Raw genomic sequence first — 14,150 nt, forward strand, 5'->3', positions numbered from 1 at the left:
GGCTTGCGCAGTATTTATTGCCAGGAACCTGAACCGAAAACGGAACGCTGCGCACCAGGATTTATGAGACTCAAGCCCTTCCCCACATTTTTTGCGCTGTTTTGCCTGCCCGGCCTCGCCACGGCGGGGGAAAAAACTGTGTACGGCCTCAACGAATACGCCTCGCTTGACGGCATCAATCTGGAAGTCGCGGCCAAACTCGACACCGGCGCCAAAACCGCCTCGCTGAGTGCCCGCGACATCAAACGCTTCAAACGTAACGGCGAGTCCTGGGTGCGTTTCTACCTGGCGATCGACGCTGCGCATTCGCACCCGATCGAACGGCCGCTGGCCCGGGTCAGCAAGATCAAACGCCGCGCCGGCGATTACGACCCGGAAGAAGGCAAGAAGTACACCGCGCGCCCGGTGATCGAGCTGGATATCTGCATGGGCACGGCGCTGCGCAGCATCGAAGTGAACCTGACCGACCGAAGTGCGTTCCAATACCCGCTTTTGATCGGCTCCGAAGCCCTGAAACGCTTCGACGCGCTGGTCGACCCCAGTCTTAAATACGCTGCCGGCAAACCCGCCTGCACCATCGCCGCTCATACCGCCGAGTAATTTCCATGCGTTCTCTAACCTTCCACCTGAAAATCCTGATCACCATTCTGGTGCTCCTGGGCGTTTCGGTTACGGCCTATCAGATTTTCGTGCTCGGCATCCCGGTGACCGAAGACGCCACCGACGACTTGTGGAACATCGACGCCAAAGTCGAGTTCGTCGCCAGCACCAAGGACCCGGTGAAGGTCCAGATGTTCGTGCCACCGCTGAGCCGCGATTACGTCAGCCTCAACGAAAGCTTCATCTCCAATAACTACGGGGTGGCGGTCAACCGCGTCGACGGCAACCGCAAGGTCACCTGGTCGGCGCGCCGGGCCAAGGGCAACCAGACCCTTTATTACCGTCTGGTGCTGACCAAACGCTACACCGCGGAAAAATCCAAGATCAAAGGCCCGACCTTCCGCGACAGCATCGCCATCGAAGGCCCGGAAAAAATCGCCGCCGAAGCCCTGCTCGCGCCGATTCGCCAGCACTCGGCCGACGTTGAAACCTTCATCGGCGAAGCGATCAAACGCGTCAACAACGCCAACGATGACAATGTGAAATTGCTGCTGGCCGGCGATCCGTCGACCGCGCACAAAGCGAAAATCGTCGAGCTGCTGCTGTCCATCGCTCATGTGCCGGTGGAAAAAGTCCACACCATCCGCCTCGTCGCCGATCAACCGCAAACCCCGGAACTGTGGCTGCGCAGCTTCAATGGCAACGACTGGCTGTACTTCAACCCGGAATCCGGCGAGCAAGGCCTGCCGACCGACCGCCTGCTGTGGTGGACCGGTGACGAAAACCTGATCACCATCGAGGGCGCGAAGAAAGCCAACGTGACCTTCAGCCTCAACAACAGCGAGATGAACGCGATTCGTCTGGCCAAGCTGACCGACGAAAACACCGACGCCAACTTCCTCGAATACTCCCTGTACGGCCTGCCGCTGCAGACCCAGCAGACGTTCATGATCATGGTGATGATCCCGATCGGCGTGCTGGTGATCCTGATCCTGCGCAACCTGATCGGCCTGCAGACCCTCGGCACGTTCACCCCGGTGCTGATCGCCCTGGCCTTCCGCGAAACGCAGTTGGGCTTCGGCATCCTGCTGTTTACCGTGATCACCGCGCTGGGCCTGTCGTTACGCTCGTACCTGGAACACCTGAAGCTGCAGATGCTGCCGCGCCTGTCGGTGGTGTTGACCTTTGTCGTGGTGCTGATCGCAGCGATCAGCCTGTTCAGCCACAAGCTCGGCCTGGAGCGCGGTCTGTCGGTGGCGCTGTTCCCGATGGTGATTCTGACCATGACCATCGAACGCCTGTCGATCACCTGGGAAGAACGCGGCGCCAGCCATGCGCTGAAAGTGGCGATCGGCACGCTGTTCGCCGCCTCGCTGGCGCACCTGATCATGACCGTGCCGGAGCTGGTGTACTTCGTGTTCACCTTCCCGGCGATCCTGCTGATTCTGGTGGGCTTCATGCTGGCGATGGGTCGCTATCGCGGCTACCGCCTGACCGAGCTGGTGCGTTTCAAGGCCTTCCTGAAGAAGGCTGACGCCTGATGTTCGGTTTCTGGAAGACCTGGAAGGCCCTGGAGGCGCGGGGCATCATGGGCATCAATCGGCGTAACGCCGACTACGTGCTCAAGTACAACAAGCGCAGCCTGTACCCGATTGTCGATGACAAGATCATCACCAAGGAGCGCGCGATCGAGGCCGGCATTCATGTGCCGGAACTGTACGGCGTGATCTCCACGGAGAAGGAAATCGACAAGCTCGACGAGATCATCGGCGGGCGCAACGACTTCGTGATCAAGCCCGCCCAGGGCGCCGGCGGTGACGGCATCATCGTCATCGCCGACCGCTTCGAGGGCCGCTATCGCACGGTCTCGGGCAAGATCCTCGCCCACGAAGAACTCGAGCACCACATCTCGAGCATCCTCACCGGCCTGTATTCGCTGGGCGGCCACCGCGACCGCGCACTGATCGAATACCGGGTGACCCCGGATCAGATCTTCAAGAGCATCAGCTACGAAGGCGTGCCGGACATTCGCATCATCGTGCTGATGGGCTACCCGGTGATGGCCATGCTGCGCCTGCCGACCCGCCAGTCCGGTGGCAAGGCCAACTTGCACCAGGGCGCCATCGGTGTCGGTGTCGATCTGGCCACCGGCCTGACCCTGCGCGGTACCTGGCTGAACAACATCATCAACAAACACCCCGACACCACCAACGCGGTGGACGGCGTGCAACTGCCTTACTGGGACGGCTTCATGAAACTCGCCGCCGGCTGTTATGAGCTGTGCGGGCTGGGTTACATCGGCGTGGACATGGTGCTGGACCAGGAGAAAGGCCCGCTGATTCTCGAACTCAATGCGCGGCCGGGGCTGAATATCCAGATTGCCAACGATTGCGGGCTGACCCAGCGTACGCACGCGGTCGAGGCGCATCTGGAAGAGCTGAAGGCGCGTGGGGTGACCGAGTCGGTTGAAGAGCGGGTGGCGTTCACTCAGGAAATGTTTGGGCATATACCGGCGGTCGAGGGCTGATCCCTGTGGCGAGGGAGCTTGCTCCCGCTCGGCTGCGCAGCAGTCGTAAGATTTTGTGGAGCGCTTCGCACTCCAGCGGGAGCAAGCTCCCTCGCCACAGGTTGCTCGTCAGCCGCTGCGGATCTGCTCATCCCCGACATCCCCTCTAGGAGCAACTCCCGCAGAGGACTACAATCCCCACCCCGCCTCGATGGCCGATCTGCCCCGCCCATGTTGACCTGTTCCGTACACCCGCTGCCCTACCGCGCCAACCCCGCCGACTACTTCGCGGCCATCCGCCATGCGCCCGGCGCCGTGCTGCTCGACAGCGGCCGGCCGAGCGCCGACCGCGGCCGTTATGACCTGCTCAGCGCCTGGCCGCTGGAACAACTGGCGGTGTTGCCCGACGAAAGCGGCAGCCTGTTCCTGCAACGCCTGCGGGATAATCTGAGCCGTCTGGGCGAAGCGCAACTGCCTGTGGAATATGAACTGCCGTTCGCCGGCGGCCTGATCGGCTACCTGAGCTACGACTTCGGCCGGCATCTGGAACACCTGCCGAGCCAGGCCCGGGATGATCTGCAATTGCCCGACGCTCGGTTCGGTCTGTACGCCTGGGCGCTGATCAGTGATCACCAGACCGCCACCAGCCAATTGGTGTTTCACCCGTCACTGGCCGCCAGTGAGCAGCAACGCTTGATCGCGCTGTTCAGCCAACCGGCAACGGCGACGCTGACGCCGTTCAAGCTGAACACGCCGATGACTGCCGACCTTTCGCCGGACGACTATCGCCAGGCGCTGGAGCGCATTCATCAATACATCCAGGCCGGCGACTGCTATCAGGTCAACTTTGCCCAGCGTTTCCGCGCAACCTGCCAGGGTGATCCGTGGCTGGCCTATTGCGCGTTGCGCGAGGCTTGTCCGACGCCGTTTTCCGGCTTCCAGAGCCTGCCCGACGGCGACGCGGTGTTGAGTTTGTCGCCGGAGCGTTTCGTCAAAGTCAGCCAGCGCCAAGTGGAAACCCGCCCGATCAAAGGCACCCGCCCGCGTGGCCTGACGCCCGCCGAAGACGCGGCCAACGCCGCCGAACTGCTGGCCAGCCCCAAGGATCGCGCGGAAAACCTGATGATCGTCGACCTGCTGCGCAACGACCTCGGTCGCACCTGTCGCATCGGCTCGGTGCGGGTGCCGGAATTGTTCAGCCTGGAAAGCTATCCCAACGTGCATCACCTGGTCAGCAGCGTGACCGGTGAGCTGGCGGAGGATCGCGATGCGCTGGATCTGATCGCCGGCAGCTTCCCCGGTGGCTCGATCACCGGCGCACCGAAGATTCGCGCCATGCAGATCATCGACGAACTGGAACCGACCCGGCGCGGGTTGTATTGCGGTTCATTGCTTTATCTGGACGTACGCGGCGAGATGGACAGCTCGATCGCCATTCGCAGTTTGTTGGTCAAGGATGGGCAGGTGTGTTGCTGGGGCGGTGGCGGAATCGTGGCCGACTCGGACTGGCAGGCGGAGTATCAGGAGTCGATTACCAAGGTTAGGATCCTCCTCGAAACCCTGCAAAACCTCTGAATGACACAACCCCTGTAGGAGCTGCCGAAGGCTGCGATCTTTTGATCTTGATTTTGATTTTTTAAAAACAGGATCAAAAGATCGCAGCCTGCGGCAGCTCCTACAGAGGGATTTGGTTTACAGGGACAGGTCGCGGTTGGAGGCTTTGAGGAATTCCTGCTTCAGCTCGGCAAAGCTGTGCACCGCCGGAAACTGCGGGAACTCGCGAATCACGTTGTCCGGCGCATGGAACAGAATCCCCGCGTCCGCCTCGCCGAGCATGCTCGTATCGTTATACGAATCACCGGCCGCAATCACCCGGTAGTACAGGCTCTTGAACGCCAGCACCGACTGACGCTTGGGATCTTTCTGACGTAGCTGATAGCTGGTCACCCGCCCGCTGTCGTCGGTGATCAGCCGATGGCAAAGCAAAGTCGGGAAGCCCAGTTGACGCATCAGCGGCTGGGAGAATTCGTAGAAGGTGTCCGAGAGAATCACCACCTGAAAGCGCTCGCGCAGCCAGTCGACGAACTCCACCGCGCCGTCCAGCGGCTTGAGGGTAGCGATCACTTCCTGAATGTCCGAGAGCTTCAGACCATGCTCATCGAGGATGCGCAGACGCTGCTTCATCAGCACGTCGTAATCGGGAATGTCCCGGGTGGTGGCCTTGAGGGATTCGATTCCGGTTTTTTCGGCAAAGGCGATCCAGATTTCCGGCACCAGTACCCCTTCAAGATCCAGGCAAGCAATTTCCACAAGACACTCCCGTTTGTAGTGATTATTGAGTCGAGCGAGCCCGAACTCTAGCGGCTCCCCCGCCACCGCGCAACGCAGCGGAAGCCCCCTGCGCCGCCGCTTTTTGTTAACATCGCCGCCATATAGAGCGCCCAGCGCCACCGACCTGTAGGAAGCCGCCCTGATGAGCCCAACATTCGATGTCGTGGAACTCGCCACGACCTATGCCAACAAATCCGCACAGGACATCCTGAAACTCGCGTTCGCCGAGTTCGGTGACGAGCTGTGGATATCTTTCAGTGGCGCCGAGGATGTGGTGCTGGTGGACATGGCCTGGAAGCTGAACAAGAACGTCAAGGTGTTCAGCCTCGACACCGGCCGCCTGCACCCGGAGACCTATCGCTTCATTGATCAAGTGCGCGAGCACTACAAGATCGATATCGAACTGGTGTCGCCGGACTACACGAAACTCGAACCGTTCGTGAAGGAAAAAGGCCTGTTCAGCTTCTACAAGGACGGCCATGGCGAGTGCTGCGGCATCCGCAAGATCGAGCCGCTGCGCCGTAAGCTGTCCGGCGTCAAAGCCTGGGCCACCGGCCAGCGCCGCGACCAGAGCCCCGGCACCCGCAGCGCCGTGGCGGTGCTGGAAATCGACACCGCGTTCTCCACACCGGAGCGCACCCTGTACAAGTTCAACCCGCTGGCGCAGATGTCCAGCGAAGAGATCTGGGGCTACATCCGCATGCTCGAGCTGCCGTACAACAGCCTGCATGAACGCGGCTTCATCAGCATCGGCTGCGAACCTTGCACCCGCCCGGTGCTGCCGAACCAGCATGAACGCGAAGGCCGCTGGTGGTGGGAAGAGGCGACGCAGAAAGAATGCGGATTACATGCGGGGAATATCATCAGCAAGGCGTAAATCTCCGCCTCAATGATGCCTCCCTGTGGGAGCGGGCTTGCTCGCGAAAGCGGTCTTTCAATCAGCGGATTTGTTGACTGGGGAGACGCCTTCGCGAGCAAGCCCGCTCCCACATTTGCTTTGTGGTGCCATGAAAAAATGTGTACACACGAATGTCACCATCGGTGCCATTTATGTGTGCACTTTTTGTTTGCGCGCCCTGAAAAGTTACATCCCCGCTGAACGCCCCTCTGCTTTGCCTCCTTTGCAACATCCCCCGTAAAAAATAAATACCTGTTCATCTGGTCAATTTATAACCGCTTACTTTCAAGCACTTAGCATTCTTCGATAACTTTTCGAAATGAGCACGGCGCTCCGTAGACCGCTAACTGGCACAGATCTGGCTTTAGTGCATACATGTTTTGTATACAAAACTGCAAAACATCAATCCACACTTTCGATCCGCAAGCCTGAAGCGCCCTATCCCGTACAGGCTGCAGATGCCCCGTAACCAGTGATGTCTGCTGGCCGCGACGAAGATTTGTCGAGCCTGACCGCTCATGCACAGTCATCGCGGCCCCGCCCATCAGGAGCCTGCCGGAATGCGTACAAGTCTCTCCAACAATATCGCGCTGAATCTGCCCGCCTCTGCCCTCGACCTGCCATTGCCCGACGCGGGTCTGGCCGAACCGTTACAACTGAGCCCGCGCCTGCACAACAGCGACCTGGCACCGACCCGCGCGGAAGGTCGGCGCTGGGGCAAATACAGCATCTTTGCCCTGTGGACCAACGATGTGCACAACATCGCCAACTACTCGTTCGCCATCGGTCTGTACGCCCTGGGCCTGGGCGGCTGGCAGATTCTGCTGTCGCTGGGGATCGGCGCGGCGCTGGTGTACTTTTTCATGAACCTGTCGGGCTACATGGGGCAGAAAACCGGGGTGCCGTTTCCGGTGATCAGCCGGATCAGTTTCGGCATCCACGGCGCGCAGATTCCGGCATTGATCCGCGCGGTGATTGCCATCGCCTGGTTCGGCATTCAGACGTATCTGGCGTCGGTGGTGTTTCGCGTGCTGCTGACAGCGATTCACCCCGGTTTCGCCGATTACGACCACAACTCGATCCTCGGCCTGTCGAGCCTGGGCTGGGTGTGTTTCGTGGCGATCTGGTTCGTGCAACTGGCAATCCTCGCCTACGGCATGGAGATGGTCCGCCGTTACGAAGCGTTTGCCGGACCAGTGATCCTGCTGACCGTCGCCGCCCTCGCCGCGTGGATGTACACCCAGGCCAACGCGACCATTGCCTGGTCGATCCGCGAACCACTGAGCGGTGGCGAAATGTGGCGCAACATTTTTGCCGGCGGCGCCCTGTGGCTGGCGATCTACGGCACGTTGATCCTGAATTTTTGCGACTTCGCCCGCTCCTCGCCGTGCCGCAAGACCATCAAGATCGGCAACTTCTGGGGCCTGCCGGTGAACATTCTGGTGTTCGCTACCATCACCGTCCTGCTCTGCGGTGCGCAATTTCAGATCAATGGGCGAATCATCGAAAGCCCGACCGAAATCATCGCTTCGATCCCCAACACATTTTTCCTGGTACTGGGTTGCCTGGCGTTCCTGATCGTCACCGTGGCGGTGAACATCATGGCCAACTTCGTCGCCCCGGCCTTCGTCCTCAGCAACCTGGCGCCGAAGTACCTGACCTTCCGCCGCGCCGGGCTGATCAGCGCGACCATCGCCGTGCTCATCCTGCCGTGGAACCTCTACAACAGCCCGCTGGTGATCGTGTACTTCCTCTCCGGTCTCGGCGCCCTGCTCGGCCCGCTGTACGGGGTGATCATGGTCGACTACTGGCTGATCCGCAGAGGCCGGATCAACGTCCCGCAGTTGTACAGCGAAGATCCCAACGGCGCTTATTACTACAGCCACGGGGTGAATTTCCGTGCCGTGGCGGCGTTCATTCCGGCAGCGTTGATCGCCATCGTCCTGGCGCTGGTGCCGGGCTTCCACAGCATCTCGCCGTTCTCCTGGCTGGTGGGCGCCGGCATTGCCGCGATGCTCTACCTGATCATCGCCAAGCGTCAGCCGCACTACGCCGACGTCAGCGGCGAATCGATCGCCGTCGACAACGTCAGCCATTAACTTCCTCGCGGCCCGGGCTTCGGGCCGCTGAACTGCCCGCAATAAGGACTTCCCATGCGTATTCTTGTGGTCAACGTCAACACCACCGAATCCATCACCCAGGCCATCGCCCGCTCGGCGCAGGCCGTCGCGTCTCCCGGCACGGAAATCGTCGGCCTGACACCGTTCTTCGGCGCCGACTCGGTCGAAGGCAATTTTGAAAGTTATCTGGCGGCCATCGCCGTGATGGACCGGGTGATGTCCTACGACCAACCGTTCGATGCAGTGATTCAGGCCGGCTATGGCGAGCACGGCCGCGAAGGTTTGCAGGAACTGCTCAACGTGCCGGTGGTGGACATCACTGACGCCGCCGCCAGCACCGCGATGTTTCTCGGCCACGCCTACTCGGTGGTGACCACGCTGGATCGCACCGTGCCGCTGATCGAGGATCGGCTGAAACTTTCGGGCCTGTGGGATCGCTGTGCCTCGGTGCGGGCCAGTGGCCTGGCGGTGCTGGAGCTGGAACACCAGCCGCAACGGGCACTGGAAGCCATCGTGCAGCAGGCGGAACTGGCAGTGACCCAGGACAAGGCCGAGGTGATTTGTCTGGGCTGCGGCGGCATGGCCGGGCTCGATGAACAGATTCGTCGCCGCACCGGGGTACCGGTGGTGGATGGCGTGACGGCAGCGGTGACCATTGCTGAATCGCTGGTGCGGCTGGGGTTGTCGACGTCCAAGGTGCGGACTTACGCAACGCCGCGGCCGAAGCAGATCATTGGCTGGGCGGAGCGGTTTGCTCGCTGAGTTCACAGACGAATACCGAGTCGTATCCTTCGCGAGCAAGCCCGCTCCCACATTGGATCTGTGGCGTTCAAAAATCCCCTGTGGGAGCGGGCTTGCTCGCGAATGGGTCAACTCGGTGCCACGTCTTGCTCAGAAAGCACTGAACCGCCGAGCCAACCCCTGCTGCGCAAACTGCTCAATCACAAAATCGACAAACGCCCGAGTCTTGCCCGGCAACAATTTATGCTCGGCGTAATAGATCGAAATGTTGCCGTCATCGATGTACCAGTCCGGCAGCACGCGCTGCAACGTACCGGCCTCAAGGTAACCCACGGCAAACGGCATGCTGACCAGTGCGATCCCCAGCCCCTGTGCTGCCGTGGCGCAGGCGGCTTCGGAATCGCTCATGGTCATTCGCGCCTTGAGGGTCAAGGGCTGACAGAGTTGGCTGCCACTACTGATCAACTGCCAGGAGCGAACTCGACCGGTTTGCGGCGAACGAATCAGGATGCCATCGTGACGTTGCAGGTCATCTGGCTCGACGATCGTCTCGTGCTGTTGCAGATAGTCAGCAGACGCCACCAACACGCGATGCGCCGGTGCCAATCTGCGTGCGACCACGCCTTGAGGCAATTCAAAGCCCCCGCCAATCGCCGCATCGAACCCCTGCCCAATCAAATCGACCTGACGGTTATCAAAATGCCAGTCAGGGTTGATCGCCGGAAACCGACGTAAAAACTCTTGCAACAACGGCACAACGTACAACCGCCCGAATACCGTGCCCATGCTGACTTTCAACGTCCCCGCCGGCAGTCCTTCCACACTCGACAGATTGGCCACCGCATTCTGAATCGTCGTCAGGCTGCCACTGACCTGATTCAAAAACAGTTGACCGGCCTCGGTCAGGGTCAGACTGCGTGTACTACGCTGGAACAGCCGTACACCGAGCCGCACCTCGAGCTTCGCCACACTCTTGCCGACGGCGGCCGGGGTCAGGCTCAAGCGCCGGGCGGCCTCGGCGAAGCTGCCGACTTCGGCGCTGCGCACGAAGCATTCGATACTGCTGAAAGTTTCCATGATCGCCACTATAAACTTCTGGTTTACACAGACTATAGCAATCATGGTCTACACGGTTGTCGATGCGAGGCCGATACTCGGCTCCAACAACAAGGCAGCCTGCCTTGAATTCTCTGGAGATCGAACATGACCACTCAACACCTCAGCGGCAAAGTCGCTCTGATTCAAGGCGGTTCCCGTGGTATCGGTGCTGCCATTGTCAAACGTCTGGCTGCCGAAGGCGCCACTGTCGCCTTCACCTACGTCAGCTCCACCGCCAAGGCCGAAGAGTTGCAGAACAGCATCACAGCCAACGGCGGCAAAGCCCTGGCGATCAAGGCCGACAGCGCCGATGAAACAGCCATCCGCAATGCCGTCAGCGCCACCGTCGAAGCCTTTGGCCGCCTGGATATTCTGGTGAACAACGCCGGCGTCCTGGCCATCGCACCGCTGGAAGACTTCAAACTGGAAGACTTCGACCAGACCCTGGCGATCAACGTGCGCAGCGTGTTCATCGCGTCTCAGGAAGCCGCCAAACATATGGGCGAAGGCTCGCGCATCATCAACATCGGCAGCACCAACGCCGACCGCATGCCCTTCGGCGGTGGCGGTGTGTATGCAATGAGCAAATCGGCCCTGGTCGGCCTGACCAAAGGCCTGGCCCGTGACCTCGGCCCGCGTGGCATCACCATCAACAATGTGCAGCCTGGCCCGGTCGACACCGACATGAACCCGGCCCATGGCGATTTCGCCGAGAGCCTGATCCCGCTGATGGCGGTGGGCCGTTACGGCACTGCCGATGAAATCGCCGGTTTCGTCGCTTATCTGGTCGGCCCGGAAGCCGGTTACATCACCGGTGCGAGCCTGACCATCGACGGTGGTTTTGGCGCCTGATTGCACTGAAACCCGAGTACAAAAAAACGCCGCACCTCTTTGCAGAGGGCGGCGTTTTTTTATCGGTGCTTATTGGCTGATCAAGCCCATTCCAGCGCCGGCAAACCGCAGGCACTCGGGGTGAACGCCTTGAGCGTGCGCAGAATCCCGTCGGCATGCGCATATTTTTCATCGGCCATGGCTGCATCCGGAATCGCAATGGCCGTCATCCCCGCGGCTTTCGCTGCGGTAACGCCGAACGGCGAATCCTCGAACACCAGACAATCCTCGGGCGCGACGCCCAGACGCCGAGCCGCAGTGAGGAAGATGTCCGGAGCCGGCTTGGCCGCGCCGACTTCCGGGTCATCCGCCGTGACGATGAAATCGAACAGCGCAAACCAGTCGCGGTGCAAGGTGGTTTTCTGGCCGAACGACTGCCGCGACGAACTGGTGCCCACGGCAATTGGAATGTTATGCGCCTTGAGGTGGCGAATCAGCTCTTCCGCGCCCGGCATCGCCTGGGCCTTGGGGAAGCGTTCACGCATCAGCGGCTCGCGGATCAGCAGAAACTCTTCGGCGCTGATCGGCAGATCCAGCGCCTGCACCACGTAGTTCGCGAGATCATTGGCCCCGCGACCGATGATGTTCTGTTTAACGCTCCAGTCGAAGGTCCGCCCGTAACGCTCGGCAATGAGCGAGGTGACCTCGGTGTAGATTCCTTCGGTGTCCAGCAGCAAACCGTCCATGTCGAAAATCACGGCCTTGATCGGGCCAAACGTCTTCATCGGTGCATTCATCATCGGATCCGTTATCAAAAACATCCCGGGCGGCCCAGCCGGCGCCGCTGCGCGGATCTGATTAATGGGTTCAGCAGCATAGCGAGGCCAACGGACATTGAGCAACGGACAATGTTGATGGGCCGTGGAACGACTCGCTGATATTTAGCGAAATGCCCTACAGATAACACCTACTTTCCCGACTTCTTTCCATTTTGATCCCCCGCAAAGTCCGCGCACCTCTTTCACGTGCGCGAGTGCCTGCGAATGTTCCAAACCGATCGGCTTCTGGCCCTGAACAACAGCATCGGCCTGCTGGTGGTTGCCGCCCTGAATCCTGAGCACCCGGACTTCGAAACGCTGATCAGCGAGTTTCGCCTGTGCCTGAACAACTATGAGGCCTGGGCCGAACAGTTCTGGACCGGGACGGCGCTGGAGGTCGAGCAGGTGTTCAAGGTCGGCGACGACGTCCGACTCAGCGCTCCAGTCAAATCCCGCCAGCCGTTGCAGACCTCGGTGGTCATGTGCCCCGCCAGCGGCCCGTTGACCCTGGTGCACCTGTTCGAGGCGGCGCGATTCGTACCGATCGGCAATACCCCGGTGCTGCTCGAGCCAGTGATCGGCGAAGTCGACGGGGTATTGAGTTTCGGAGAACCGCTACGCCATACCATCGGCCCGAGCGGCATTCTGGAACTGAGCGACTGCGAGCGGGGCCAGCGTTATCGCATCACCTTTTTTCCCGATGTTTCCAGCGCCCATATCAAAGCGCTGTACGCCTCCCATGAAGAGATTCTGGCCGGGCTGGAGGTCTGGCTTCGCCAGGAATGGGACGGGTTTCAGCCGCTGTGGGCGGAGTTTTCCGGCGCCGGTTTGGCTGATCGTTACCAGCAGTTGCAACAGGCCGACTGGCGCGGTTTCGAGAAAGCCCTGCAGGACATCTGGGATGACGTTAAACAGCTGTTTGGCCTGCTCGCCGACCTGCAGGCCAACAGCGAAAAACTCCTGCAATACCTCAGCGATGTCGAGTTGCAAGCACTGCTCGACGCCTCCAGTGAGGCCATCGCCAATGGCTTGCTGATCCTCAGTGACGAGCCGTTGCTGTTTATCCATCTGGCAGCGTTCAGTAGTTGGTTGAAGATGCTGCCGCCGCAGTACCTGGCGGAAGTGGTGGCAGAAGTTCGGGTCGAGCTGCTGATCAGCTTTTTGTTGATGCGGGTCTGCGGCGGCGTTGGCCTTCCCGTGAGACTGAGCAGCAAGGTGCTGAGCAAAATCAAATCGCCTCGGGCGCGGCAATGGCTGGCCGCGTCGGCGTTGCGTCTGAGCGAACTGACCTCCCCTGCCGATCTGAGCAAGCACGCGGGCGCGTTGAAACCATTGCTGGTGAATGCGCGCGATGTGCCGTTGAAGCCAACGCCAGCGATCCCGCTGAACATTCGTCAGACGGACGGCGTGGTTTTGACCGTGCCGAATCCGGCAACGATGGCACGGGACAAGTCCCACGGCACGACCCGGATGGAGCGTCACGAATCTCGCGACGACGCTCCCGATCAAGCGAAAAATCCCAACGGTGACAGCGCCGATTGCGCGCCGCTGACCTGCACTAACGGCTGTCCGGTGTCGATGGTTACCGGTGAAGAGTTGCTGACCTTGAGCGATGGCACGCTCGATGGTTTGTTGCCGTTCGAGTTCACCCGGTTGTACCGCACCAGTGCGGTGGAGATCGACGTCGGGCTTGGGTTTGGCTGGAGCCATTCGCTGGCGCATCGGCTGGAGTTCGATGGCGATGCGGTGGTCTGGGTCGATCACGAGAACCGTCGCACGCGGTTTCCCTTGCCCAGTGTTGAGCGCCCGGGGATTCACAACAGCCTGTCGCGGGCGGCGATTTTTCTCGGCGATGAACCGGAGGAACTGATCCTCGCGCTGGCCGGGGATGCGGCGCGGTTTTATCACTTTCGTGCCGGGCGGCTGGTGGCGGTCAGTGATGCGCATGGCAATCGTCTGACGGTGCATCGCGATTTTTCCGAGCGTGTGCAGCGCCTGGATAACGGGGCCGGGCGGTCGCTGTTGTTGCGCTACGACCGGGCGCATCTGGTCGCGGTTGATTACCAGGTGCTTGAGGCTGATGGCTGGCGTACCGAGCAAACGCTGGTCAGTTATTGCTACGACGCCCGTCAGCGGTTGTTGGCCGCGACCAATGCGGTCGGTGACAGCGAGCGTTACGACTACGACGATCAGCACGTCATCCTGCA

Annotated in this window: 12 protein-coding genes; 9 read left to right on the forward strand and 3 right to left on the reverse strand. The window is 60.6% G+C overall.

Annotated features, from left to right (window positions below; genetic code table 11):
- Positions 1-63: 63 nt before the first annotated feature.
- The 4 genes from ACIOUG_RS22100 to pabB all read left to right on the forward strand — a co-directional run bounded on the left by ACIOUG_RS22100 (position 64) and on the right by pabB (position 4,681).
- Positions 64-600, forward strand: a complete 537-nt coding sequence (locus ACIOUG_RS22100) for an ATP-dependent zinc protease (protein WP_401068666.1) — start codon at positions 64-66, stop codon at positions 598-600.
- 5 nt (positions 601-605) lie between these two features.
- Positions 606-2,141: an inactive transglutaminase family protein gene (locus ACIOUG_RS22105; RefSeq protein ID WP_401068668.1), complete on the forward strand. Its 1,536-nt coding sequence runs from the start codon at positions 606-608 to the stop codon at positions 2,139-2,141.
- A complete protein-coding gene (locus tag ACIOUG_RS22110; RefSeq protein WP_108591205.1) occupies positions 2,141-3,127 on the forward strand; it encodes an alpha-L-glutamate ligase-like protein in 987 nt (328 codons plus the stop codon). Before ACIOUG_RS22105 ends, ACIOUG_RS22110 begins: the two co-directional genes overlap by 1 nt.
- 210 nt (positions 3,128-3,337) lie before the next feature.
- Positions 3,338-4,681: an aminodeoxychorismate synthase component I gene (gene pabB / locus ACIOUG_RS22115; RefSeq protein ID WP_401068670.1), complete on the forward strand. Its 1,344-nt coding sequence runs from the start codon at positions 3,338-3,340 to the stop codon at positions 4,679-4,681.
- Between the two features lie 117 nt (positions 4,682-4,798).
- Here pabB and thrH read toward each other — a convergent pair whose 3' ends face one another.
- Complete coding sequence (thrH, locus tag ACIOUG_RS22120) at positions 4,799-5,416, reverse strand: bifunctional phosphoserine phosphatase/homoserine phosphotransferase ThrH (protein WP_003223261.1); 618 nt, start codon at positions 5,414-5,416, stop codon at positions 4,799-4,801.
- Positions 5,417-5,579: 163 nt separating this feature from the next.
- Here thrH and ACIOUG_RS22125 point away from each other — a divergent pair, with 163 nt between their 5' ends.
- The 3 genes from ACIOUG_RS22125 to ACIOUG_RS22135 all read left to right on the forward strand — a co-directional run bounded on the left by ACIOUG_RS22125 (position 5,580) and on the right by ACIOUG_RS22135 (position 9,217).
- On the forward strand, positions 5,580-6,314 hold the full coding sequence (locus tag ACIOUG_RS22125; protein WP_401068672.1) for a phosphoadenylyl-sulfate reductase: 735 nt from the start codon (positions 5,580-5,582) through the stop codon (positions 6,312-6,314).
- A 581-nt stretch (positions 6,315-6,895) separates the two neighbouring features.
- Positions 6,896-8,434 (forward strand): NCS1 family nucleobase:cation symporter-1, encoded by a 1,539-nt coding sequence (locus tag ACIOUG_RS22130; protein ID WP_401068674.1) that lies wholly within the window; start codon positions 6,896-6,898, stop codon positions 8,432-8,434.
- A 54-nt stretch (positions 8,435-8,488) separates the two neighbouring features.
- Positions 8,489-9,217 carry an aspartate/glutamate racemase family protein gene (locus tag ACIOUG_RS22135; RefSeq protein ID WP_095138625.1) on the forward strand — a complete coding sequence of 243 codons (729 nt, stop codon included), beginning with the start codon at positions 8,489-8,491 and terminating at the stop codon, positions 9,215-9,217.
- Between the two features lie 129 nt (positions 9,218-9,346).
- Here ACIOUG_RS22135 and ACIOUG_RS22140 read toward each other — a convergent pair whose 3' ends face one another.
- Positions 9,347-10,273 carry a LysR family transcriptional regulator gene (locus ACIOUG_RS22140; RefSeq protein ID WP_401068676.1) on the reverse strand — a complete coding sequence of 309 codons (927 nt, stop codon included), beginning with the start codon at positions 10,271-10,273 and terminating at the stop codon, positions 9,347-9,349.
- A 126-nt stretch (positions 10,274-10,399) separates the two neighbouring features.
- Between ACIOUG_RS22140 and ACIOUG_RS22145 the strand changes: the two genes are divergently transcribed.
- Complete coding sequence (locus ACIOUG_RS22145; protein ID WP_401068678.1) at positions 10,400-11,146, forward strand: 3-oxoacyl-ACP reductase family protein; 747 nt, start codon at positions 10,400-10,402, stop codon at positions 11,144-11,146.
- Between the two features lie 80 nt (positions 11,147-11,226).
- On the opposite strand, the gene ACIOUG_RS22150 is transcribed toward ACIOUG_RS22145, so the two are convergent.
- Entirely contained in the window at positions 11,227-11,922 is a 696-nt protein-coding gene (locus ACIOUG_RS22150) for an HAD-IA family hydrolase (protein WP_027613306.1), read from the reverse strand.
- 246 nt (positions 11,923-12,168) lie between these two features.
- On the opposite strand from ACIOUG_RS22150, the gene ACIOUG_RS22155 reads away from it, so the two are divergent.
- A partial coding sequence (locus ACIOUG_RS22155) for a DUF6531 domain-containing protein (protein ID WP_401068680.1) occupies positions 12,169-14,150 on the forward strand: 1,982 nt, incomplete at its 3' end.

Origin of the sequence: Pseudomonas sp. NPDC087803 (assembly GCF_044742995.1) — a bacterium.
In the GTDB taxonomy this organism is placed as follows: domain Bacteria; phylum Pseudomonadota; class Gammaproteobacteria; order Pseudomonadales; family Pseudomonadaceae; genus Aquipseudomonas.

Bases quoted from the DNA above. Each gene is read 5' to 3' on its own strand.
- ACIOUG_RS22100 (WP_401068666.1), top strand. From the start codon at position 64: ATGAGACTCAAGCCCTTCCCCACATTTTTTGCGCTGTTTTGCCTGCCC.
- ACIOUG_RS22105 (WP_401068668.1), top strand. From the start codon at position 606: ATGCGTTCTCTAACCTTCCACCTGAAAATCCTGATCACCATTCTGGTG.
- ACIOUG_RS22110 (WP_108591205.1), top strand. From the start codon at position 2,141: ATGTTCGGTTTCTGGAAGACCTGGAAGGCCCTGGAGGCGCGGGGCATC.
- pabB (WP_401068670.1), top strand. From the start codon at position 3,338: ATGTTGACCTGTTCCGTACACCCGCTGCCCTACCGCGCCAACCCCGCC.
- ACIOUG_RS22125 (WP_401068672.1), top strand. From the start codon at position 5,580: ATGAGCCCAACATTCGATGTCGTGGAACTCGCCACGACCTATGCCAAC.
- ACIOUG_RS22130 (WP_401068674.1), top strand. From the start codon at position 6,896: ATGCGTACAAGTCTCTCCAACAATATCGCGCTGAATCTGCCCGCCTCT.
- ACIOUG_RS22135 (WP_095138625.1), top strand. From the start codon at position 8,489: ATGCGTATTCTTGTGGTCAACGTCAACACCACCGAATCCATCACCCAG.
- ACIOUG_RS22140 (WP_401068676.1), bottom strand. From the start codon at position 10,273: ATGGAAACTTTCAGCAGTATCGAATGCTTCGTGCGCAGCGCCGAAGTC.
- ACIOUG_RS22145 (WP_401068678.1), top strand. From the start codon at position 10,400: ATGACCACTCAACACCTCAGCGGCAAAGTCGCTCTGATTCAAGGCGGT.
- ACIOUG_RS22150 (WP_027613306.1), bottom strand. From the start codon at position 11,922: ATGAATGCACCGATGAAGACGTTTGGCCCGATCAAGGCCGTGATTTTC.